Origin of the sequence: Streptomyces sp. DG2A-72, from assembly GCF_030499575.1 — a bacterium.
GTDB lineage: Bacteria > Actinomycetota > Actinomycetes > Streptomycetales > Streptomycetaceae > Streptomyces.
In genome coordinates this window covers 6,460,363-6,479,792 of sequence record NZ_JASTLC010000001.1, presented here as the reverse complement: position 1 = coordinate 6,479,792, position 19,430 = coordinate 6,460,363, and the positions used below count along the sequence as shown (strand labels likewise).

The window sequence follows — 19,430 nt, the reverse complement described above, 5'->3', positions numbered from 1 at the left end:
ATGGCTTTTGAGTACGCACCCGCACCCGAGTCCCGCTCGATCGTCGACATCGCCCCGTCCTACGGCCTGTTCATCGACGGCGAGTTCGTGGAGGCGGCCGACGGCAAGGTCTTCAAGACGGTCTCGCCGTCCACCGAAGAGGTCCTCTCCGAGGTCGCCCAGGCCGGTACCGCGGACGTCGACCGGGCGGTCAAGGCCGCCCGCAAGGCGTTCGAGAAGTGGTCGGCGCTGCCCGGCTCCGAGCGTGCGAAGTACCTCTTCCGTATCGCCCGGATCATCCAGGAGCGCGCCCGCGAGCTCGCCGTCCTGGAAACCCTGGACAACGGAAAGCCCATCAAGGAGACGAGGGACGCCGACCTTCCCCTCGTAGCGGCGCACTTCTTCTACTACGCGGGCTGGGCGGACAAGCTGGAGCACGCCGGTTTCGGTGCCGCCCCCCGGCCGCTGGGCGTCGCCGGCCAGGTCATCCCCTGGAACTTCCCGCTGCTGATGCTGGCGTGGAAGATCGCTCCGGCGCTGGCGACGGGCAACACGGTGGTGTTGAAGCCCGCCGAGACGACCCCGCTGTCCGCCCTGTTCTTCGCGGACATCTGCCGCCAGGCCGGTCTGCCCAAGGGCGTCGTCAACATCCTTCCGGGATACGGCGACACGGGCGCGTCCCTGGTGGCCCACCCGGATGTGAACAAGGTGGCCTTCACCGGCTCCACCGCCGTCGGCAAGGAGATCGCGAAGACGGTCGCGGGCACCCGCAAGAAGCTCACCCTCGAACTCGGCGGCAAGGGCGCGAACATCGTCTTCGACGACGCCCCGATCGACCAGGCGGTGGAGGGGATCGTCAACGGGATCTTCTTCAACCAGGGCCAGGTGTGCTGCGCGGGATCAAGGCTGCTGGTGCAGGAGTCCATCCAGGACGAGCTGCTGGCCTCCCTGAAGCGCCGTCTGTCGACGCTGCGCCTCGGTGACCCGCTGGACAAGAACACGGACATCGGCGCGATCAACTCGGCCGAACAGCTGTCGCGCATCACGTCCCTGGTGGAGCAGGGCGAGGCGGAAGGCGCCGAGCGCTGGTCCGCGCCGTGCGACATCCCCTCCTCCGGCTACTGGTTCGCCCCGACGCTCTTCACGAACGTCACCCAGGCCCACACCGTCGCCCGCGACGAGATCTTCGGCCCGGTGCTGTCCGTCCTCACCTTCCGCACCCCGGACGAGGCGGTCGCCAAGGCCAACAACACGCCGTACGGGCTGTCGGCGGGCATCTGGACCGAGAAGGGTTCGCGGATCCTGGCGGTGGCGAACAAGCTGCGCGCGGGCGTGATCTGGTCCAACACGTTCAACAAGTTCGACCCGACCTCGCCCTTCGGCGGCTACAAGGAGTCGGGCTTCGGCCGCGAGGGCGGTCGCCACGGCCTGGAGGCGTACCTCGATGTCTGACCGTTTGAGCGTCTTCAAGACCTACAAGCTGTACGTCGGCGGGAAGTTCCCGCGTTCCGAGAGCGGCCGGGTGTACGAGGTGACGGACTCGAAGGGCAAGTGGCTGGCCAACGCGCCACTCTCCTCCCGCAAGGACGCCCGTGACGCGGTCGTCGCCGCCCGCAAGGCCTTCGGCGGCTGGTCCGGCGCGACCGCGTACAACCGCGGGCAGATCCTCTACCGCGTCGCGGAGATGCTGGAGGGCCGCCGCGATCAGTTCACGCGTGAAGTGGCCGACGCCGAAGGACTCTCCAAGTCCAAGGCGGCCGTGGTCGTGGACGCCACGATCGACCGCTGGGTCTGGTACGCGGGCTGGACCGACAAGATCGCCCAGGTGGTCGGCGGCGGCAACCCGGTCGCGGGCCCGTTCTTCAACCTCTCCTCGCCCGAGCCGACGGGCGTGGTAGCGGTCCTGGCCCCCCAGGAGTCGTCGTTCCTGGGCCTGGTCTCGGTCGTCGCCCCGGTGATCGCGACCGGCAACACGGCGATCGTGGTGGCGAGCGAGAAGTCCCCGCTGCCCGCCCTGTCGCTGGGCGAAGTACTGGCCACCTCCGACCTGCCCGGCGGTGTCGTCAACGTCCTCTCCGGCCGTACGGCGGAGATCGCGGCGCCCCTCGCCGCGCACCAGGACGTCAACGCGATCGACCTCGCGGGCGCCGGCACCGACGCTGGCCTGGCGAAGGAACTGGAGATCGCGGCGGCCGACAACCTCAAGCGCGTCCTGCGTCCACAGCCTGTGGATTACACGGAGACCCCGGGCACCGAGCGCCTGACGGCATTCCTGGAGACGAAGACGGTCTGGCACCCGACGGGTTCATTGGGCGCTTCCGGTTCCTCCTACTAAGCGGATGTGGCGAAGTCCGGTGCTGTACCGCGCCCCGTAAGGGGCGCGGGGAACTGCGCGACCAGCCACGGACGGCCCGCAGCTTTCGTACCGCACTTCCCGCGGAGCGCTTAGGTACGTTCCTCGCACCAGGCGCACAAGGAACCGCACAGACCGAAGCCCCGGCTCTCCTCCGTCCAGGAGGGCCGGGGTTTCTTCCGGTCAGATGCCGAGGCGCTGGGCGATGCCGTCGAGCACGCAGTCGAGGCCGAACTCGAACGCCCAGGTGTGATCGTCCTTGCGCGCCGCCTCCAGGGCGTAACGCTCGTAGGTCGGATAACGGCCCGTGCTCATCAGGTAGTTCATCTGCGGAGCGAGCGCCTGACGGGTCTCGTCACCGCCGGCCCAGCCGTGCCGCTCCTGGAACTCGCGCAGGACGATCTCGGCCTGGGTCGAGCCGTGCACGTAGGAGCCGACGGCCCGGAAGGCGGCCATCACCGAGTCGGCGTCCAGGTCACACGCGGCGAGCGCCGCCAACTGCCGTTCGGCCACGGCCATCCGCGACGGCGTGAGCGAGATCAGCGGAATGGATCCCATCCACGGGTGCACCAACATCAACTCCCGTGTCTGCAGGGCGAAGGAGCGCAGCACCTCCCGCCAGTCCGTCGCGTCGTCCGGCACGGCCAGCTGCCGGGAGACCCGGTCGATCATGAGCGCCCAGAGATCGTCCTTGCCCGCCACATGCCGGTAGGCCGCCATGGGGGCGACGCCGAGCTTCGTGGCGAGACGGCGCATGGTGACGGCGCCGCCGCCCTCTTCGTCGGCGATCGCGACCGCGGCAGCGGCGATCCGCTCCAGGGTCAGTGAGGCTCGGGGCGCGGGGGCGGGCCGCTCCATGCGCTCCCAGAGAGAGGGCTCCACGACCTTGCTCCCGTCGCTCTCTTCCTGTTTCCGGGCGGCCATTGCACGGCTCCTCTCCGTCGACATCGCGTACAGCGTATCGCCAGTAGACGATGTACACATCAGAGTGTACGTTGTACTCATAAAGATACGACGTACACAACCAAGGGGTCGTCCATGCCTGCCACCACCGAGCCGCTCCGCGTCGCCGTACTCGTCGGCTCCACCCGCGAGGGCCGCTTCGGTCCCGTCGTGACGAACTGGCTCAGCGGCCACCTCGAGCAGCGCGAAGACATGCAGGCCGATGTCGCCGACCTCGCGGAGACCCCGCTGCCGACGGTGTTCCCGGCCTTCGGTCAGCAGCCGCCGCCTGGCACCGAGGAGGCGCTGGCCCTAGTGACGCCGCGGCTCGCCGCCGCCGACGCGTTCGTCTTCGTCACGCCCGAGTACAACCACAGCTATCCGGCGCCCCTGAAGAACGCCATCGACTGGCACAACGAGCAGTGGCACGGCAAGCCGGTCGCGTTCGTCTCGTACGGGGGCCTGTCAGGCGGTCTGCGCGCGGTGGAGCATCTGCGGGTCGTCATGGCCGAGTTGAACGCCACGACCATCCGCAACACGGTCAGCTTCCACGAGGCGTGGAGCTGTTTCGACGAGTCCGGCGCCGTCAAGGACCCGGCCGCCGACACCGCCGCAAAGGCGCTGCTCGACCAGCTGGCCTGGTGGGGACACGCCTTGCGCGACGCCAGGGCCGTTCGCTCGTACGTCGCCTGAGTCGGCGCCAGAACCGTGGGGGAAGTCATGAAGCAACATACGGACGAGAAGCCGCCCGGAGCCGCCGCGGGGGACGAGACCGGTGCCCCGCCCACCCGGCTCGTCATCCTCGGCCTGCTGCTCGGCATCGTGCTCGCCACGCTCGACGGCACCATCGTCGGCACCGCGCTGCCCACCATCGTCGGCGAACTGGGCGGCCTCGACCAACTGTCCTGGGTGCTCACCGCCTATCTGCTCACGATGGCCGTCTCCACACCGATCTGGGGCAAGCTCGGCGATCTGTACGGCCGCAAGGGCAGCTACCTCGCCTCCATCACCGTCTTCCTCATCGGTTCCGTGCTGTGCGGACTCGCCCAGGACATGGGGCAGCTGATCGCCTTCCGGGCGCTGCAGGGCATCGGCGCGGGCGGCCTGTTCGTGGGGGCCCTCTCGCTCATCGGGACGCTGCTGGCTCCCGCGGAGGCCGGGCGCGCCCAGTCGCTGATCGGGGTGCTGCTGCCGGCCGCGATGATCGGCGGGCCACTGATCGGCGGCTTCCTCACCGATCAGTGGGACTGGAGATGGGTGTTCTACGTCAATGTGCCGGTCGGCGCCTTGGCGCTCGCCCTCATCGGCTTCGGGGTGCGGCTGCGCGGCGAACGCGTCAAGGCACGGATCGACTTCGCCGGCGCGGGGCTGCTGACCGGCGCGATCCTCGCCCTGACGCTGCTCGCGAGCTGGGCAGGGACGACGTACGCCTGGACGTCACCGCAGATCATCGGCCTCGGCCTGGTGTCCGTTGCCGCGGTCGCCGCCTTCGTACGCGTGGAGCGGCGCGCCCTGGAGCCGGTGATCCCGCCACGGCTGTTCCGGGACCGCAACTTCACCGTGGCGCAGGTCCTGAGCTTCGTCACGGGTGCGGCCATGCTGGCGGCGGCGAGTTATCTGCCGCAGTACATGCAGTTCGTGCGGGACATGTCGTCCACGGAGAGTGGTCTGCTGCTCATCCCGCTGATGCTCGGCATGATCGGCGCGCAGCTCGCCATCGGGCGGCGGGTGAGCGATGGCGGTCGCTACCGCGGCTACCCGATCGCGGGCGGCGCACTGGCCACGGTGGGCGCCCTGGCCCTGCTGACACTCGGCACCGGCACGACCGCAGGTCTGGCCTCCGGCCTGACATCCGTGCTGGGCGTGGGAATCGGCTGCCTGATGCAGCCAACGATGCTGATCACGATGAACAGTGCCGAGCCCCGCGACATGGGCGCGGCCAGCGGCACCCAGACGCTGCTGCGCACCATCGGCGGCTCGCTCGGCGTCGCGATCCTCGGCTCCGTCTACACGAGCCGTCTCGACGCCACCGTCACGGACCGGCTCGGCGCCGACGGGCAGCGGCTGACCGGCGGGGAGCTCACGCCCGCGCTGCTGCGGGACCTGCCGGAGCCGGTCCAGGACGCGTTCCGGGCAGGTGTCGTCGACGGCATGCACGGTGTCGCGCTCGGCACGGCCGCGCTGTGCGCCGTGACGTTCGCGGTGTCCTGGCTGATCCGGGAGGTCCCGCTGCGGGGGAGAAAGCCCTCCTAGGAGACTTCTGAAGATCTTGCGTGAGCAGGACGAATATCGCCACTGGCGCCCCCTCGTCGAACGCGGCATCGCCTGGCTCACCCACCACGGCCGCAGACTCCGCTACCGAGGTGTCCTGAAGAACGACGCCTGACTCCACCACCGGGCGGCCGCCCTCAACCTCCGCCGACTGGTCAACCTCGGACTCCACGTCACCGACGGCACCTGGACGATCAAACCGGGCCACCACATGACAACAAGGGGCCGCCTGGCCCATACGCCTCGATGCCCCGGGACTCGTCGTGCGGGCGCGGCGGCCCGGGGTGGGCGTAGTCGAAACCGGTGAGCATGGTGGTGCCGTTGCGCCCGATGAGCACGGTGTCCGGGCTGAGGTAGCGGTGCACGACCCGGTGGGCGTGCGCGACGGCGAGACCGCCGAGCACCCCGTCAACCACCCGCCGCCTGGCATCGGCGCCCAGCGCACCCTGTCCCCGGACATCGAGTCTGACCCGCAGCGCCTCGGCGAGCACGTCCTTGAGGACCACTGCGTACCCGTCGCCCTCGTCCAGCGGGCCGGCGCGCCCACGCACCCGGGTATCCCCACGGCACAAGCGCCGATATCCGTGTCACGGAACACTCTGGGACGCCCCACTGACAACGCGTCGGGAACCGGTCACCCGAGCTCACGGCACCACGACCAGTGCCTGAGCACGCCGACCGGAGAGGCGTACGGCTTGTTCAGGCGTTCTCGTCGTGGATCCGCGCCCCCAGATCCTCCGCCCACGCCAGCGCCCACATCTTGAGCTCATCGATCTGCCGGGAGGTGAGGCCATACGCGGCGTAGTCCTCGTCCTCGTACCAGTCCGCACCGGTGAGCCGGTCGCGGAGGTCCTCAAGGCTGAACTCGTCGTGGGCGCGGCGACGGCCGAGGGATTCGAGGTCTGCGGTGGAGCGGTGGCGGGAGGCGGCCTGGACGTCGATGAGGTCGCGGACGGTGCCGCGGTCGGCGAGGGCACGGACCTTGGTACCGATCACGTCGTCGAGGGAGAGGACGGGGCCGTACCGGGTCTGGGCGGGTGGGGCCCAGGACGCCTCCTTGAGGACGTCGACCTCGCACTCCTCGCCGGTCTCCGGATCGGTGACGAGGAACCGGCCGCTGAGCGGGTCGGTCTGGACATGCGTGGTCCGCCAGCCGCGCGCGGCGAGGCCGACGGTGAGGGAGGCAACGATCTCGTCCATCGGGGCGGGGTTCTCGGTGGCGACGTCGAGGTCGCGGCTGAAGCGTTCAACCAGGCCGTGGGCCTGCACGGCGTATCCGCCGGTGAGGACCAGAGGATAGGGAGAGCCGAGGTCGAGGATGTCGGCGAGGAGACGCTCATGGAGCGGGTGAGCTTCACGCCGCGGTCGCGTCGTCCGGAGCGGTGCGGGGCAGTTCGGGGAACGCGTCCTCCCAGACCTCGCGGATGTAGGGGCTGACCAAGCGACGCAGAATGGGCCACTGCTCGGCGAGCAGCCGGTGGTGAAGGAAGGCCACCAGATCCCCGCGCAAGCCCTCGGCGAGGACGGTCCGATAGAGCGTCATGCGGGCCTTCGGGCGGTCCAGACTGTAGCTCGTCCGCCCGGACCAGACGATGTGGAGCGGCAGGTCTACGGTGCCCTCGACGGGGCCGGTCAACTCCTGCAGTCGCTCGGGCAGCCGATTGCGGTAACGGTCCCGCAGTACCTCGGCGCGGGGGGCGGTGGTCGTCGCGTCCATGCGTCCAGTATCGCTGCTGAGCGGCGGCGGCAGGGCGGATACGGGGCTCTCCTCCCGTATGTTCCGACGAACTCCGCAAGCGCCCTGGGGACAGTCTCAAGCTCACAGAACCTCCCCTCGGCTGCGGGCGTTGGCGTGGGCCACCCGCGCCCACATCAGGGCCTCCGCCTGCTCGCGCACATGCAGCGGCTGTACGTCGCCGGGACGCGCCGTCCACTCCGTGCCGCCGCCTTCGGGGCGCAGCCACACGAGCCCGTCCTGGTGGTCCATGACGATCCCGCGCCTCTCCAGCCGTGTGTCGTGGGCGGGTTGACCGACAGGGAGCCGGGACGCCTCAAGTTCGGCACGGTCGGGGTGGGGTGTGCGGGCAGTGCCCGTGGTGGGCGCGGTCGCGTCCGTCGTGTCGGCTGTCGTACGTCCTCGGGATGCCACGGGCGTCTCCGTTCTCGCTGTTCGTACTCCCAGCGAAACGGTCGTCGGCTGCCGTCGGACAGGGTGACCGTGTTCCCAGCCGGGTTCCGGAACAGCCCCCACCTGCCCTGTTTCACGTTTCGCGCCCACACTGTCACCGACCGCAACTACCGTGAGCTGGTGACGGCGTTCCCCCAGGGACACGGAACAGCACTCGCGTCCAGACAGCACACGACAAGGGAGCACCGAACCATGACCCAGACCGCCCGAGACCTCGACCCCGCCGGCTCCGCCCGCGACCTGTACGGCGTGGAGCTGCGCCGCCAACGCCAGGTCGCCGGGCTGTCGTTGGATCGGCTGTCGGACATCGTGAACTACAGCAAGACGCATCTGCATGGGGTGGAGTCGGGGGAGCGGCTGCCGTTGCCTCCTATCTCGGAGAAGCTGGATGTGGCGTTTGGGACGGGGGAGTTGTTCCAGGGGCTTTGGGGGGCGGTGAAGCGGGAGCACATGCCTCGACGGTTCGAGCACTGCTTGGAGCTGGAGGCGAGGGCGGTGCGATTTCAGGAGTTCTGCGCGACCCTTACCCCCGGGTTGCTCCAGACTCCGGAATACATGCGTGCGTTGTTCGTCGAAGGCAATCCCGAGATGACCTCCAAGGAGATCGATGGGTTGGTGGCCGCCCGCCTGGGCCGTCAGGAGATGCTGCGAAGCGACAGCTCACCAGACCTCTGGTGGATTCTCGGCGAAGCAGCCCTACGACAGGCAGTCGGCGGACCGGCAGTGATGAGGGAACAGCTCGCGGCGCTGCTTCCGCTGATGAGAACGCGCAACACGACCATCCAGATCGCCCCCTTCGCGGCAGGGGCGCTCCCTCTGATGAACGGCACACTCATTCTGCTCACGCTCCCGGACAACTCCATCACCGTGTACCAGGAGGGCTTCGGGTACGGAGAGACCTTCGATGATCGAGAGATCGTCACGCGGCGTGTGCGAAAATTCGATCACATGAAAGCCTGCGCCCTCCCACCGAGAGAATCCGCGGCATTGATCAAAGCGACGTTGGAGATGTACGAGTCATGCGAGCCACTCCAGACATGAGCACCGCCCGCTGGCGCAAGTCCTCCTACAGTGGGCAGGAGGCAGGGGACGCCTGCGTCGAGGTCTGCGACGACCGCCCCGGCACCGTCCCCGTCCGCGACAGCAAGAACACGACCGGCCCCGTCCTGATGCCGACCGGCGCGGCCTGGCAGCCGTTCGTCGACGGCATCAAGGACGGTTCTCTGTAAGACGGTTACGCGGAACGGGTCCTGGAGATGTTCCAGAACCCGTTCGGAACAAGGAACCTGGCGGGCCGCTCAGCCCGCCACGGCCTCCTCCAGCCTCGCGAGCGCCAGGTCCTCCTTGCGGTCGGCCTCGTCGCGCCTCTTGTAAGCGGCCCGGACGGTGGCGGCGATACGATCGCGGTCGGTCTGGCTGAGGACGGGAGCGGGGACGCCTTTGCGTAGCTCCTCGTGGAGGTCCTGCTGTTTGCCACCGACGGACATGGATCTGAGCAGCCGGAACATCGGCTCCGACCGGAGCATGCGAACAGACAAGCCCTGAGAAGCGCGGGTCACCTGGGGCGACACGCAGTAATCGAGCCCACGCATCAATGCGGCGGCATCATGCCCACCGAATCCGGCCTCGCCCTTGTCACTCCACTTGGCCTGCACAAGGGTGATGCCGGCGGTCACCATGCAGTCACATAAATTGCTCACAAGGGTAATCATGTGCACATGGTTGAGATCGCCATCAGCGCCGCCCGCTCCCAGCTCGGCGACCTGTCCGCCGCGCCGCCCACGGCCAGGAGACCATCGCCCTCACCGACCATGGCCACGTGGCTGCCCTTCTCGTATCACCGCAAGTGATAGAGGATCTCGAAGACGCCCTTGTATTCGCGGACTACCAGCGGCGCAAGGATCAAGGACGACCCGGCCGGGTCGTCTGCCGTTTACGAGGCCGTAGACGCATTGGCCACTCAGCCCTGCCCGCCAGGTTCCAATCCCTACGGATCACCCGCCCTCCGGCGCCTGCACGTAGGCGACCGGCTCGGTGTCCGCGAAGGCCGTCGCCGCGCTTGCGCCCAGGGCCACGACCGCAGTCGCGAGGGCGACCAGAGCACGCTGGGCGGTCGGATTCTGCGGGGACGCGTGTCGAGCCATCGTTTCTGCCACCTTTCCATGCACTGAGTAACCAGGGCGGCACGAAGGGCGCTTGATGTGTGACGCATGCTGCAAAGCCGACCCGCGGGGTTCGATGAACGGCAGGTGAATGCCACACTGGTCTCCCGTGAGCTCCCACCCACCCATACCCACGCGAGTCGTGCTGCTCTGCGGCCCCTCCGGCTCCGGCAAGTCCCTGCTCGCCGCCCGCTCCGGCCTTCCGGTGCTGCGGCTCGACGACTTCTACAAGGAGGGTGACGACCCGACGCTGCCGCAGGTCCTCGGGAGCTCCGACATCGACTGGGACCACCCCGACTCCTGGGACGCGGACGCCGCCGTCGCCGCCATCGCGGAGCTGTGCCGCACGGGTCGTACGGACGTCCCGCTGTACGACATCTCCCGCAGCGCCCGCACCGGCGCGGAGACCGTCGGCATCGGGCGCACCCCGCTGTTCATCGCGGAGGGCATCTTCGCCGCCGAGATCGTCACGCGCTGCCGTGAGCTCGGCGTCCTGGCCGACGCGCTGTGCCTGAGCCGCGGACCGGTCAGGACCTTCCGGCGCCGTTTCCTGCGGGACCTGAAGGAGGGGCGCAAGTCCGTGCCGTTCCTGCTGCGGCGGGGCTGGCGGCTGATGCGCGCCGAGCGGTCCATCGTGGCCCGGCAGACCGCGCTGGGCGCACACGCCTGCGACCGCGACGAGGCGATGGGGCGGCTCGCGGACGCGGCGGCCGGGCGGTACGCGAAGGCACGTACGGCCGTCTAAGCGGCCTTGGCGAAGTCGACTGCGGTTCGGCAGCGCCCCAAAGGGGCGCGGGGAACTGCGCGACCAGCCACGACGGACCCGCAGACGAACGCTGGACTGTCGCGGCACTTCCCGCGGAGCGCTTAGGCGTCGTACCGCACACACGAAAGCGGGACTGGACGGACCCCCCGGCCCTCCAGTCCCGCTCCTTTCGTGCTCCCCCGTGATCCCCGTGGTGCTTCCCCCGTGGTCCCCCGTGACCCCGTTGGTTCCCCCGGAACCGCTCCCCCGTACTTTCCCCGTGCTCCCCCGTTACCTACTTCCCCCCAGACCTTCAGGCGACAAGCTCCCCGAAGGACTCCTCCTCGTCACGGCCGAAGCTGAGGACCTCGTCCTCGCGCAGCCGGCGCAGGGAGCGCCAGATGCTGGACTTCACCGTGCCGACACTGATGTCGAGGATCTCCGCGATCTCCGGGTCGGTGCGGCCCTCGTAGTAACGGAGGACCAACATCGTCCGCTGGAGTTCGGGCAGCCGGGCCAGCGCCTGCCACAGGACCGCGCGCAGCTCGGTGCCGCGCATCGCGTCCGTGTCGCCGGGCGTCTCCGGCAGTTCCTCGGTCGGGTATTCGTTCAGCTTGCGGCGCCGCCAGGCGCTGATGTGCAGGTTGGTCATCGTCCGCCGCAGGTATCCCCCGACGGCCGCCTTGTCACTGATCCGGTCCCACGCCCGGTAGGTCGAGAACAGCGCGCTCTGGAGCAGGTCCTCGGCCTCGAAGCGGTCGCCGGTGAGGTGGTAGGCGGTGGCGTACAGGGAGGCGCGGCGCTCCTGGACGTAGGCGGTGAACTCCGCCTCCGACAGCGAGCGGCGCTCCCCCGTGTCCTCCCTGTACGCGGCTCCCCCGTGCGGTTCCCCCGTGAAACCGTCAACCACCGTCATGTACGCGGCATGCTGACGCCCGGTGCCGCGAGCGCACCCCCGCCCGCTTGCGGCACCGGACTTCTCGGAACCCCGGGTGACGTCGTGCAGACGCGTGACAACTGCGCTTGCGCTCGTGCTGTGCAGCGTGTTCATCTCGCGCCCCCCGTCGTGGACTTCCCGGTGTTCGGTCTCGCTCGGCCCGGTTCGGCCTCGCTTCCTTGCCTGTGCCCAAAAGCTTGCCGAGCCGACTTCATGGCCGTGTCCGTCGACTGTCACAGACCTGTCACAGGGGTCTGTCCCAGGCACCTCACAGTCCGATCACGGAAAACAGCGCTACGTGCACGGAGCCGTACAAGTGTCGAAACCCCAGCCCCGCATGGGCCAGAATGAGCCCGTGCCTTCCCTGTTGCTGATCGAGGACGACGACGCCATCCGTACGGCCCTGGAGCTGTCACTGACGCGCCAGGGACATCGGGTTGCCACCGCTGCCACCGGTGAGGACGGTCTCAAGCTCTTGCGCGAGCAGCGGCCGGACCTGATCGTGCTGGACGTGATGCTGCCCGGCATCGACGGCTTCGAGGTGTGCCGGCGCATCCGGCGCACGGACCAGCTGCCGATCATTCTGCTGACGGCTCGGAGCGACGACATCGATGTGGTGGTCGGTCTCGAGTCCGGTGCCGATGACTATGTCGTCAAGCCGGTGCAGGGACGGGTGCTCGACGCCCGGATCCGGGCGGTGCTGCGGCGCGGGGAGCGGGAGGCGAACGATGCGGCGACCTTCGGCAGCCTGGTGATCGACCGGGCGGCGATGACCGTGACGAAGAACGGCGAGGATCTTCAGCTCACGCCGACCGAGCTGCGGCTGCTGCTTGAGCTGAGCCGCCGGCCCGGTCAGGCGCTGTCCCGGCAGCAGCTGCTGCGGCTGGTGTGGGAGCACGACTATCTCGGTGACTCACGGCTGGTGGACGCCTGTGTGCAGCGGCTGCGGGCGAAGGTGGAGGACGTGCCGTCGTCCCCGACGCTGATCCGGACGGTGCGCGGCGTCGGCTACCGGCTGGACAGTCCTCAGTGACACCAGCGCAAGGAGGCTTCCGCGGCTGGGCCGCGGCACGCGCGCGACAGGTGGCTCGGCTGCGCTTCACCAGTCTGCGGCTCCGGCTGGTCGTCGTCTTCGGGCTGGTGGCGCTGACCGCCGCGGTGTCCGCGTCCGCGATCGCGTACTGGCTCAACCGCGAGGCCGTGCTCACCCGCACCCAGGACGCGGTGCTGGCCGACTTCCAGCAGGAGATGCAGAACCGCGCGGGCGCCCTGCCCGAACACCCCACCCAGGACGAACTGCAGCACACCGCGGGCCAGATGGCGAACAGCGGCCAGCGCTTCAGCGTGCTGCTCGTCGCCCAGGACGACAGCGGCCGGACGGTGTACGGCAACTCCGGCGCCCTGGACGGCTTCGCGCTGAAGGACGTGCCCAAGTCGCTGCGTACGGCGGTGAACAAGGAGCAGGACGTCAATGCGAACAACAAGTCCGCGTACCACCTGTACTGGCAGCGCACCGTCGAGGACGGCACCCCTTATCTGGTGGCCGGCACGAAGGTGATCGGCGGCGGGCCGACCGGCTACATGCTCAAGTCGCTGGAGCCGGAGGCGAAGGACCTCAACTCCCTTGCCTGGTCGCTGGGGATCGCCACGGGCCTGGCGCTGATCGGCTCCGCGCTGCTCGCGCAGGCCGCCGCCACGACCGTACTCAAGCCCGTGCACCGGCTCGGGGTCGCCGCCCGGCGGCTCGGCGAGGGCAAGCTGGACACCCGGCTGAGGGTGTCCGGGACCGATGAACTGGCCGATCTGTCAAGGACGTTCAACGACGCGGCCGAGGCGCTGGAGAAGCGGGTCGCCGACATGGCCGCACGGGAGGATGCGTCCCGGCGGTTCGTCGCGGACATGAGCCATGAACTCCGTACGCCGCTCACCGCGATCACCGCCGTGACGGAGATCCTGGAGGAGGAGTTGGAGGCGGAGTCCGGGTCGATGGACCCGATGATCGAGCCCGCCGTACGGCTCGTCGTCAGCGAGACCCGGCGGCTGAACGACCTGGTCGAGAATCTGATGGAGGTCACCCGCTTCGACGCGGGCACCGCGCGGCTCGTCCTGGACGACGTCGACATCGCCGACCAGATCACCGCCTGCATCGACGCACGGGCCTGGCTGGACGCGGTGGAGCTGAACGCCGAGCGCGGCATCCACGCCCGGCTCGACCCGCGCCGTCTGGACGTGATCATGGCGAACCTCATCGGCAACGCGCTCAAGCACGGCGGGTCGCCGGTGCGGGTGTCGGTGCGTGAGGCCGTCGAGGACGTCGTCATCGAGGTGCGCGACCACGGGCCCGGCATCCCCGAGGACGTCCTGCCGCACGTCTTCGACCGCTTCTACAAGGCGAGTGCCTCCCGGCCGCGCTCCGAGGGCAGCGGGCTCGGCCTGTCCATCGCCATGGAGAGCGCGCACATCCACGGCGGCGAGATCACCGCCGCCAACTCCCCCGAGGGCGGTGCGGTGTTCACGCTGTCGCTGCCGCGGGACGCGTCGGAGCTGACGGCGCAGGAGACCGACGAGAAGAACGGCAAGCGCGCGGAGGGGGAGGCCTGATGACCGTACGCCGATGGGCGGCCGTTCCCGTGCTCGCCGTGCTGCTGGCCGGGTGCGGGATCCGGGCCACCGAGGTGCCGACGGACTTCGGGCCCGCGCCTTCGCGCGTGCAGTGCTCGCTGACCGAGCAGGACGTCTCGCCGCAGGCCGCGCGCGGGCTGCCGGTCCAGGTCTTCCTGCTGTGCCGGTCGTCGCTGGTGGCCGTCGACCGGACCGTACGGGTGCCCGACGGTGCCGTGGACTCCGAGCGGCGCGTGCTGGTGGCGCAGGGGCTCCTCGACGAGCTGGCTCAGACTCCGTCGGCGGCCGAGAAGGAGGCCGGGTACACCACGGACGTACGCGGCGGCATGACCGTCGGCGGCCCGCGCCCCGGCGACCCCGAGGACACGCTGCGGCTGAGCACCCCGCCCGAGGACCTCACCTCCTACGCCCTCGCCCAGATCGTCTGCACCCTCTCCGACTCGGCCGCGGCCGAGGGCGACGGCTCGGTCATCCTCGCCGGCCCGGACACCGAGCCCGTGCAGCGCTACGAGTGCACCGACGAGGTCCGCTCCAGGCCAGGCACACAGGCGCCGCCGTCGACGGGGGTCACGGGCGGCTGACCTCGGTTCGAGCACTGTGGTGCAGGCCTCAAACCCTGTGTGTCGACATTGCGGAACCGATCGTGCCGAGGGCCGCGTCTAGGGGAGCGTGCAGCGTGAAGGCTCCATCGGCGGCGGCGCCGCGATTCGCATCCGTGTGGCAGGGGGTGTCCTCCTCGCCGCACACCTCGCGCTCGTCGCCTGGCTCACGCTGCGTCCGCTGGACGTCCCCTGGGTGATGCCCGCCAATCTGCGTCCGTTCGCCGGTATCCGGGCCGATCTGGCACTGGGCTGGCCGGAGGCGGCCCGGCGCATCGGCGAGGGGCTCGCACTCCTCGCGCCGCTGGGCGTGCTGCTCCCGCTGGCCCACGGCAGACTCCTCGCCTCCCCGCTCGGCTCCCTGGTCCGTACGATCACCGCGGGCGCCCTGATCTCGCTCGGCATCGAACTCCTGCAGACCGGCGTGCCCGGCCAGGTCGTCGACGTCGACTCGCTCCTGCTGAACACGGTGGGCGTGGCCCTCGCGCATCTGGCACTGGTCCCGGCGGGCCGCTTGGCGCTCCGCCGCAGGACCGAGCGCAAGCGGCGTACGACCGTCCGCCAGGAGGAGCCGGCTCAGGGTCGCACCCCGACGATTCCCAGGGTCGGGATCGCACCGTAGAGCGACGCTTTGCCCCCTTCGTCGCCGTAGCGTTGAAGACAGATGAGGCCACCACAGAGGGAGCCTCGCACCGACGCACCGCGAGCCAAAACAACACGAAGGAGCCGCGATGACCGCCCTTGCCCGCCCCACCAACGGCCGCATGATCGGCGGAGTGTGCGCTGCGCTGGCACGGCGCTTCGGCACCTCCGCGACCACGATGCGCGTGATCTTCGTGCTGTCCTGTCTGCTGCCGGGCCCGCAGTTCCTGCTCTACATCGCGCTGTGGATCTTCCTGCCCTCGGAGGAGAAGGCGCGCGCATCCTGGTAAGTGCCTTGCGTACCGGTAAGCACCTTGCGCATCAACGCCGATGGGGCGCACCCCGTGACTCGGGGTGCGCCCCATCGGCGCGCTTAGAGGGCGTTGCTCAGCGGACCGGCACCGCCTGCACCGGCACGGCCTGCACCGGCATCCCGCCGAGCAGCAGGGAGGCCGGGGCGGTGAGGCCCTGGGCCAGGGCCCACCCGGCGAGGGTGGGGCCGGTGACCGGGGTGAGCACGTACGGCCCCTCGACGGCGCGCTCCTTCTCGCCGGCCGGCAGCGCCTTGGAGACGTCCTCCGCCGGCAGCGCCGTGGTGACCATCTTGGCGGTGTTCACCACCGACCCGGTGTCCGGGACGACGGCCGGGGCGGCGTGCGCGGCGCCGGTTCCGGCTGCGGCGAAGGCGGCACCGAGCGCGGCGACACCGAGGGTCTTGGCAGCAGACTGCTTCATCGTGAATGCGTCCTTGAATAGGGCCGACGGGGATATGTTCACAACCGTAAACATTCCCCGCCATCCACCGCAAATACCGAAATGCGGGCGCGTTGTGAATGCCGTCAGAATTTCGTGTGCGCTGACGCCCCGGAGTAGCCCAAGATCAGTCCCCGATCAGCCCTCGGATGCCGTAGAACCGCTGGTGGAGGCGTTCTCGCGGAACAGCCATTCGGATTTCAGCTCGGCGTATCCCGGCTTGATGACGTCATTGATCATCGCCAGTCGTTCATCGAAAGGAATGAATGCTGACTTCATAGCATTGACCGAGAACCATTGCATGTCGTCGAGGGTGTACCCGAATGCCTCGACTAGGTGCTCGAATTCCCGACTCATGCTGGTGTGGGACATCAGCCTATTGTCGGTGTTCACGGTGGCCCGGAAATGCAGCCGCCGCAGCAGCCCGATCGGGTGCTCGGCGTACGAGGCCGCCGCGCCGGTCTGCAGGTTGGAGCTGGGGCACAGCTCCAGCGGGATGCGCTTGTCCCGTACGTACGAGGCGAGCCGCCCGAGCTTCACCGAGCCGTCGGCGTGCACCTGGATGTCGTCGATGATGCGCACCCCGTGCCCGAGCCGGTCGGCGCCGCACCACTGGAGGGCCTGCCAGATGGACGGCAGCCCGAAGGCCTCGCCGGCGTGGATGGTGAAGTGGTTGTTCTCGCGCTTGAGGTACTCGAAGGCGTCGAGGTGCCGGGTGGGCGGGTAGCCGGCCTCTGCGCCCGCGATGTCGAAGCCGACAACGCCCAAGTCGCGGTAGCGGTTGGCGAGTTCGGCGATCTCCAGGGCGCGGGCGGCGTGCCGCATGGCGGTGAGCAGGGCGCCGACGCGGATGCGGTGGCCGTTCACGCGGGCGATCCGCTCGCCTTCCCGGAAGCCCTCGTTGACGGCCTCGACGACCTCTTCGAGGGTGAGCCCGCCTTCGAGGTGCTGCTCGGGCGCGTACCGCACCTCCGCGTACACGACGCCGTCCTCGGCAAGGTCCTCGGCGCACTCGGCGGCGACCCGGACGAGCGCCTCACGGGTCTGCATGACGCCGACGGTGTGGGAGAACGTCTCCAAGTACCGCTCCAGGGAACCGGAGTCGGCGGATTCCCGGAACCAGACGCCGAGCTGGTCGGCGTCGGTCTCGGGGAGCTGGGAGTAGCCCGAAGCGCGGGCGAGGTCGACGATCGTGCCGGGGCGCAGCCCGCCGTCGAGGTGGTCGTGCAGCAGAACCTTGGGTGCCCGGCGGATCTGGTCCGAGCTCGGTGTGTTTCCCATCGGGGCAGTCTGGCTCGTCATTTTCGCACCCTAACTCCTACGCGCGTAGATCGCGCGTCGCGCGAATCCGTCGATACGCAACGGTGACCGTGCGGCAGGGTCGCGTACACCCTCTCTTCTGACACTGTTCTGTCATGGCACAGCAAGCGACGCCGGTTCGCACGGCCCGGCTGGGGAGGACGCTCGGCCCGGAGCCGAGGGCGGTCAGCGGGGCGGTGCTGCTGCTCCCCGGCGGCGACGAGGTCTCCGGCCGCCGGCCCTCCCCGATGCTGGCAGCCGCGTCCGTACGGGCGTTGGGCCGCCGTCTGGCGCGCGCGGGCCGCGACGAGGGGCTGGTGACACACGTCGTGCACTACCGCTACCGCGGCTGGAACGGCAGCGAGGCACATCTCGCCCGCGACGCGTCCTGGGCGGCCAGCGAGGTCGTACGACGCTATGGCGACGTCCCCGTCTGCCTCGCCGGCATCGACATGGGCGGCCGGGCGGCCCTGCGCGCGGGCGGGCACGACGCGGTCAACTCCGTGCTGGCGCTCGCCCCTTGGCTGCCGGAGGAGGACGTGGCCGCGCCGCCCGAACCGGTGAAGCAGCTCGCCGGGCGGCGGGTGATGATCGTGCACGGCACGAACGACGAGCGCACCGACCCGGAGCTGTCGTTCCGGCTCGCGGAGCGTGCGAAGAAGTCCAACCGGAACGTGTGCCGTTTCGAGGTCCACTCCGACCGTCATGGCTTGCAGCAGCATCGCGATGAAGTCCTGTCTCTTGCGGAGGACTTCGTCATGGGGGCGTTGTTCGGGCGGGCGTTCTCGCGGCCGGTGGAGGATGCGTTTGCTGCTCCGCCGCCGCTGGGGTTGCGGATGCCGTTGGCTGCAGGGTTCGGGCGGTCTTTGAGGCGGTAGCGCCGTGGGGATGCAGGTGGTCTTCGGGCTGCGGGTTGTGGAGGGCTGGTCGCGCAGTTCCCCGCGCCCCTAAGTCGGCAGCAGATTGCCCCTTTTCGACAGCAAGAACTTCTTGAAGGCTGCCACCGGGGGTGTGTCCGGGTGGCCGTCGAGCCACGCGACGCCGATTTCTCGTGCCGCTCTTGGTGCTGTGACCGTCAGTTCGACGACGCCCGGGCGCGGCACCGCCGGCGGCGGCAGGAGTGCCACCCCCAGCCCGGCCGCGACCAGGCCCCGCAAGGTCTCCGCCTCCTCTCCCTCGAAGGCGATGCGGGGCTTGAATCCGGCCTCCTTGCAGAGGTCGTCGGTGATGCGGCGGAGTCCGTAGCCGGGTTCGAGGGTCACGAAGGTTTCGTCGGCGGCCTCGGCGAGGCGGATGCGTTTGCGGGTGGCGAGTCGGTGGTCGGCGGGGACGACGAGGCGGAGCTTCTGCTCGTCGAGGCGGCGGGCGACGAGGTCGGGGGCGTCGGGGACGGGTGAGGTGAGACAGAGGTCCAGCTCTCCCGCGCGCAGCCGCTCGATCATCGCCTCGCCGTAGTTCTGGACGAGGCTGAACCGGACGCGCGGATGGTCGGCGCGGAAGGCGCTGATGAGGCCGGGGACGGTCTCCCATCCCATGGTGTGCAGGAACCCGAACGCGACCTTGCCCGCGGCCGGATCGGCGTCGGCGCGCACCTCGTCGGCGGCGCGCTCGATCTCGGCGAGGGCGCGCTCGACGGAGGTGAGGAAGGTGCGTCCGGCGGGGGTCAGGGACACCGTACGGCCGCGGCGGGCGAACAGGTCGACGCCCAGGTCCTGTTCGAGGCGGACCATGGCACGGGAGAGGGTGGACTGCGGGACGTTCATCTCCTGCGCGGCCCGGGTCACATGCTCGGTGCGCGCGACGCCGGCGAAGTAGGCGAGGCGGGGAGCGAGCAACATCGTCATGGCTGTCATGTCTTCTGTGTCACTGGACGGTGACAGGCGCGCCTGTGACCTCTGCTGATGCACCATGGGAACGATTATGCCGATTCCATGCATT

General features: G+C 69.5%; 24 protein-coding genes and 1 pseudogene. 14 read left to right on the top strand and 11 right to left on the bottom strand.

Features of this window, described 5'->3' with window-relative positions; translation table 11 throughout:
- Together QQY66_RS30885 and QQY66_RS30880 are read left to right on the top strand one after the other, a co-directional pair.
- Entirely contained in the window at positions 1-1,431 is a 1,431-nt protein-coding gene (locus tag QQY66_RS30885) for an aldehyde dehydrogenase family protein (RefSeq protein WP_301983541.1), read from the top strand.
- Positions 1,424-2,314: an aldehyde dehydrogenase gene (locus tag QQY66_RS30880; protein WP_301983540.1), complete on the top strand. Its 891-nt coding sequence runs from the start codon at positions 1,424-1,426 to the stop codon at positions 2,312-2,314. The genes QQY66_RS30885 and QQY66_RS30880 overlap by 8 nt, the downstream gene beginning before the upstream one ends.
- A gap of 201 nt (positions 2,315-2,515) precedes the next feature.
- Here QQY66_RS30880 and QQY66_RS30875 read toward each other — a convergent pair whose 3' ends face one another.
- Positions 2,516-3,256, bottom strand: coding sequence for a TetR/AcrR family transcriptional regulator (locus tag QQY66_RS30875; protein ID WP_301983539.1), 741 nt, complete (start codon positions 3,254-3,256; stop codon positions 2,516-2,518).
- A gap of 114 nt (positions 3,257-3,370) precedes the next feature.
- On the opposite strand from QQY66_RS30875, the gene QQY66_RS30870 reads away from it, so the two are divergent.
- A complete protein-coding gene (locus QQY66_RS30870) occupies positions 3,371-3,967 on the top strand; it encodes an NADPH-dependent FMN reductase (protein ID WP_301983537.1) in 597 nt (198 codons plus the stop codon).
- 27 nt (positions 3,968-3,994) lie between these two features.
- The gene (locus QQY66_RS30865) at positions 3,995-5,527 is read left to right on the top strand and encodes an MDR family MFS transporter (protein WP_301983536.1); all 1,533 of its coding nucleotides are present in this window, start codon (positions 3,995-3,997) and stop codon (positions 5,525-5,527) included.
- A 212-nt stretch (positions 5,528-5,739) separates the two neighbouring features.
- On the opposite strand, the gene QQY66_RS30860 is transcribed toward QQY66_RS30865, so the two are convergent.
- The 4 genes and pseudogenes from QQY66_RS30860 to QQY66_RS30845 form a co-directional block, all read right to left on the bottom strand.
- Complete coding sequence (locus tag QQY66_RS30860; RefSeq protein WP_301983535.1) at positions 5,740-6,096, bottom strand: hypothetical protein; 357 nt, start codon at positions 6,094-6,096, stop codon at positions 5,740-5,742.
- A gap of 148 nt (positions 6,097-6,244) precedes the next feature.
- Positions 6,245-6,889, bottom strand: a pseudogene (locus QQY66_RS30855) (nucleotidyl transferase AbiEii/AbiGii toxin family protein); the annotation flags it as partial.
- Positions 6,890-6,899: 10 nt separating this feature from the next.
- On the bottom strand, positions 6,900-7,262 hold the full coding sequence (locus QQY66_RS30850; RefSeq protein ID WP_301983534.1) for a hypothetical protein: 363 nt from the start codon (positions 7,260-7,262) through the stop codon (positions 6,900-6,902).
- Positions 7,263-7,364: 102 nt separating this feature from the next.
- Positions 7,365-7,694: a hypothetical protein gene (locus QQY66_RS30845; RefSeq protein ID WP_301987784.1), complete on the bottom strand. Its 330-nt coding sequence runs from the start codon at positions 7,692-7,694 to the stop codon at positions 7,365-7,367.
- A gap of 231 nt (positions 7,695-7,925) precedes the next feature.
- On the opposite strand from QQY66_RS30845, the gene QQY66_RS30840 reads away from it, so the two are divergent.
- Together QQY66_RS30840 and QQY66_RS30835 are read left to right on the top strand one after the other, a co-directional pair.
- Positions 7,926-8,774, top strand: coding sequence for a helix-turn-helix transcriptional regulator (locus QQY66_RS30840; RefSeq protein WP_301983533.1), 849 nt, complete (start codon positions 7,926-7,928; stop codon positions 8,772-8,774).
- Positions 8,753-8,962 carry a DUF397 domain-containing protein gene (locus QQY66_RS30835; RefSeq protein WP_301983532.1) on the top strand — a complete coding sequence of 70 codons (210 nt, stop codon included), beginning with the start codon at positions 8,753-8,755 and terminating at the stop codon, positions 8,960-8,962. The genes QQY66_RS30840 and QQY66_RS30835 overlap by 22 nt, the downstream gene beginning before the upstream one ends.
- Positions 8,963-9,031: 69 nt before the next feature.
- On the opposite strand, the gene QQY66_RS30830 is transcribed toward QQY66_RS30835, so the two are convergent.
- On the bottom strand, positions 9,032-9,445 hold the full coding sequence (locus QQY66_RS30830; protein ID WP_301983531.1) for a hypothetical protein: 414 nt from the start codon (positions 9,443-9,445) through the stop codon (positions 9,032-9,034).
- Between the two features lie 6 nt (positions 9,446-9,451).
- Here QQY66_RS30830 and QQY66_RS30825 point away from each other — a divergent pair, with 6 nt between their 5' ends.
- Positions 9,452-9,583, top strand: a complete 132-nt coding sequence (locus tag QQY66_RS30825) for a hypothetical protein (protein WP_301983530.1) — start codon at positions 9,452-9,454, stop codon at positions 9,581-9,583.
- A 144-nt stretch (positions 9,584-9,727) separates the two neighbouring features.
- Here QQY66_RS30825 and QQY66_RS30820 read toward each other — a convergent pair whose 3' ends face one another.
- Entirely contained in the window at positions 9,728-9,877 is a 150-nt protein-coding gene (locus tag QQY66_RS30820) for a hypothetical protein (protein ID WP_301987783.1), read from the bottom strand.
- 127 nt (positions 9,878-10,004) lie between these two features.
- Between QQY66_RS30820 and QQY66_RS30815 the strand changes: the two genes are divergently transcribed.
- The gene (locus QQY66_RS30815) at positions 10,005-10,640 is read left to right on the top strand and encodes a uridine kinase (protein WP_301983529.1); all 636 of its coding nucleotides are present in this window, start codon (positions 10,005-10,007) and stop codon (positions 10,638-10,640) included.
- A 313-nt stretch (positions 10,641-10,953) separates the two neighbouring features.
- Here QQY66_RS30815 and QQY66_RS30810 read toward each other — a convergent pair whose 3' ends face one another.
- Positions 10,954-11,691 (bottom strand): SigE family RNA polymerase sigma factor, encoded by a 738-nt coding sequence (locus QQY66_RS30810; protein WP_301983528.1) that lies wholly within the window; start codon positions 11,689-11,691, stop codon positions 10,954-10,956.
- Positions 11,692-11,932: 241 nt separating this feature from the next.
- Between QQY66_RS30810 and afsQ1 the strand changes: the two genes are divergently transcribed.
- From afsQ1 to QQY66_RS30785, 5 genes are all read left to right on the top strand, one after another.
- Positions 11,933-12,610: a two-component system response regulator AfsQ1 gene (gene afsQ1 / locus QQY66_RS30805; RefSeq protein WP_055611283.1), complete on the top strand. Its 678-nt coding sequence runs from the start codon at positions 11,933-11,935 to the stop codon at positions 12,608-12,610.
- The gene (locus QQY66_RS30800) at positions 12,607-14,178 is read left to right on the top strand and encodes a HAMP domain-containing sensor histidine kinase (protein ID WP_301983527.1); all 1,572 of its coding nucleotides are present in this window, start codon (positions 12,607-12,609) and stop codon (positions 14,176-14,178) included. The genes afsQ1 and QQY66_RS30800 overlap by 4 nt, the downstream gene beginning before the upstream one ends.
- Positions 14,178-14,780, top strand: coding sequence for a hypothetical protein (locus QQY66_RS30795; RefSeq protein WP_301983526.1), 603 nt, complete (start codon positions 14,178-14,180; stop codon positions 14,778-14,780). Before QQY66_RS30800 ends, QQY66_RS30795 begins: the two co-directional genes overlap by 1 nt.
- Positions 14,781-14,868: 88 nt before the next feature.
- The gene (locus tag QQY66_RS30790) at positions 14,869-15,420 is read left to right on the top strand and encodes a VanZ family protein (protein WP_301983525.1); all 552 of its coding nucleotides are present in this window, start codon (positions 14,869-14,871) and stop codon (positions 15,418-15,420) included.
- 109 nt (positions 15,421-15,529) lie between these two features.
- Positions 15,530-15,730, top strand: coding sequence for a PspC domain-containing protein (locus QQY66_RS30785; protein WP_301983524.1), 201 nt, complete (start codon positions 15,530-15,532; stop codon positions 15,728-15,730).
- A 97-nt stretch (positions 15,731-15,827) separates the two neighbouring features.
- Here the strand turns inward: QQY66_RS30785 and QQY66_RS30780 are convergent, their stop codons facing one another.
- Positions 15,828-16,175 carry an ATP-binding protein gene (locus QQY66_RS30780; RefSeq protein WP_301983523.1) on the bottom strand — a complete coding sequence of 116 codons (348 nt, stop codon included), beginning with the start codon at positions 16,173-16,175 and terminating at the stop codon, positions 15,828-15,830.
- A gap of 156 nt (positions 16,176-16,331) precedes the next feature.
- Positions 16,332-17,495: an adenosine deaminase gene (locus QQY66_RS30775; protein ID WP_301983521.1), complete on the bottom strand. Its 1,164-nt coding sequence runs from the start codon at positions 17,493-17,495 to the stop codon at positions 16,332-16,334.
- 113 nt (positions 17,496-17,608) lie between these two features.
- On the opposite strand from QQY66_RS30775, the gene QQY66_RS30770 reads away from it, so the two are divergent.
- A complete protein-coding gene (locus QQY66_RS30770; protein ID WP_301983520.1) occupies positions 17,609-18,370 on the top strand; it encodes an alpha/beta hydrolase in 762 nt (253 codons plus the stop codon).
- Positions 18,371-18,439: 69 nt separating this feature from the next.
- Here the strand turns inward: QQY66_RS30770 and QQY66_RS30765 are convergent, their stop codons facing one another.
- Entirely contained in the window at positions 18,440-19,402 is a 963-nt protein-coding gene (locus QQY66_RS30765) for a LysR family transcriptional regulator (RefSeq protein WP_301983519.1), read from the bottom strand.
- Positions 19,403-19,430 lie beyond the last annotated feature (28 nt).

Excerpts from the sequence above, each read along its gene's own strand:
- QQY66_RS30830 (WP_301983531.1), bottom strand. The coding sequence starts at position 9,445 with ATGATTACCCTTGTGAGCAATTTATGTGACTGCATGGTGACCGCCGGC.
- QQY66_RS30795 (WP_301983526.1), top strand. The coding sequence starts at position 14,178 with ATGACCGTACGCCGATGGGCGGCCGTTCCCGTGCTCGCCGTGCTGCTG.
- QQY66_RS30785 (WP_301983524.1), top strand. The coding sequence starts at position 15,530 with ATGACCGCCCTTGCCCGCCCCACCAACGGCCGCATGATCGGCGGAGTG.
- QQY66_RS30765 (WP_301983519.1), bottom strand. The coding sequence starts at position 19,402 with ATGGTGCATCAGCAGAGGTCACAGGCGCGCCTGTCACCGTCCAGTGAC.
- QQY66_RS30885 (WP_301983541.1), top strand. The coding sequence starts at position 1 with ATGGCTTTTGAGTACGCACCCGCACCCGAGTCCCGCTCGATCGTCGAC.
- QQY66_RS30780 (WP_301983523.1), bottom strand. The coding sequence starts at position 16,175 with ATGAAGCAGTCTGCTGCCAAGACCCTCGGTGTCGCCGCGCTCGGTGCC.
- QQY66_RS30835 (WP_301983532.1), top strand. The coding sequence starts at position 8,753 with ATGCGAGCCACTCCAGACATGAGCACCGCCCGCTGGCGCAAGTCCTCC.
- QQY66_RS30770 (WP_301983520.1), top strand. The coding sequence starts at position 17,609 with ATGGCACAGCAAGCGACGCCGGTTCGCACGGCCCGGCTGGGGAGGACG.
- QQY66_RS30870 (WP_301983537.1), top strand. The coding sequence starts at position 3,371 with ATGCCTGCCACCACCGAGCCGCTCCGCGTCGCCGTACTCGTCGGCTCC.
- QQY66_RS30850 (WP_301983534.1), bottom strand. The coding sequence starts at position 7,262 with ATGGACGCGACGACCACCGCCCCCCGCGCCGAGGTACTGCGGGACCGT.
- QQY66_RS30875 (WP_301983539.1), bottom strand. The coding sequence starts at position 3,256 with ATGGCCGCCCGGAAACAGGAAGAGAGCGACGGGAGCAAGGTCGTGGAG.
- QQY66_RS30880 (WP_301983540.1), top strand. The coding sequence starts at position 1,424 with ATGTCTGACCGTTTGAGCGTCTTCAAGACCTACAAGCTGTACGTCGGC.
- QQY66_RS30820 (WP_301987783.1), bottom strand. The coding sequence starts at position 9,877 with ATGGCTCGACACGCGTCCCCGCAGAATCCGACCGCCCAGCGTGCTCTG.
- QQY66_RS30840 (WP_301983533.1), top strand. The coding sequence starts at position 7,926 with ATGACCCAGACCGCCCGAGACCTCGACCCCGCCGGCTCCGCCCGCGAC.
- QQY66_RS30825 (WP_301983530.1), top strand. The coding sequence starts at position 9,452 with ATGGTTGAGATCGCCATCAGCGCCGCCCGCTCCCAGCTCGGCGACCTG.
- QQY66_RS30810 (WP_301983528.1), bottom strand. The coding sequence starts at position 11,691 with ATGAACACGCTGCACAGCACGAGCGCAAGCGCAGTTGTCACGCGTCTG.
- QQY66_RS30865 (WP_301983536.1), top strand. The coding sequence starts at position 3,995 with ATGAAGCAACATACGGACGAGAAGCCGCCCGGAGCCGCCGCGGGGGAC.
- QQY66_RS30775 (WP_301983521.1), bottom strand. The coding sequence starts at position 17,495 with ATGACGAGCCAGACTGCCCCGATGGGAAACACACCGAGCTCGGACCAG.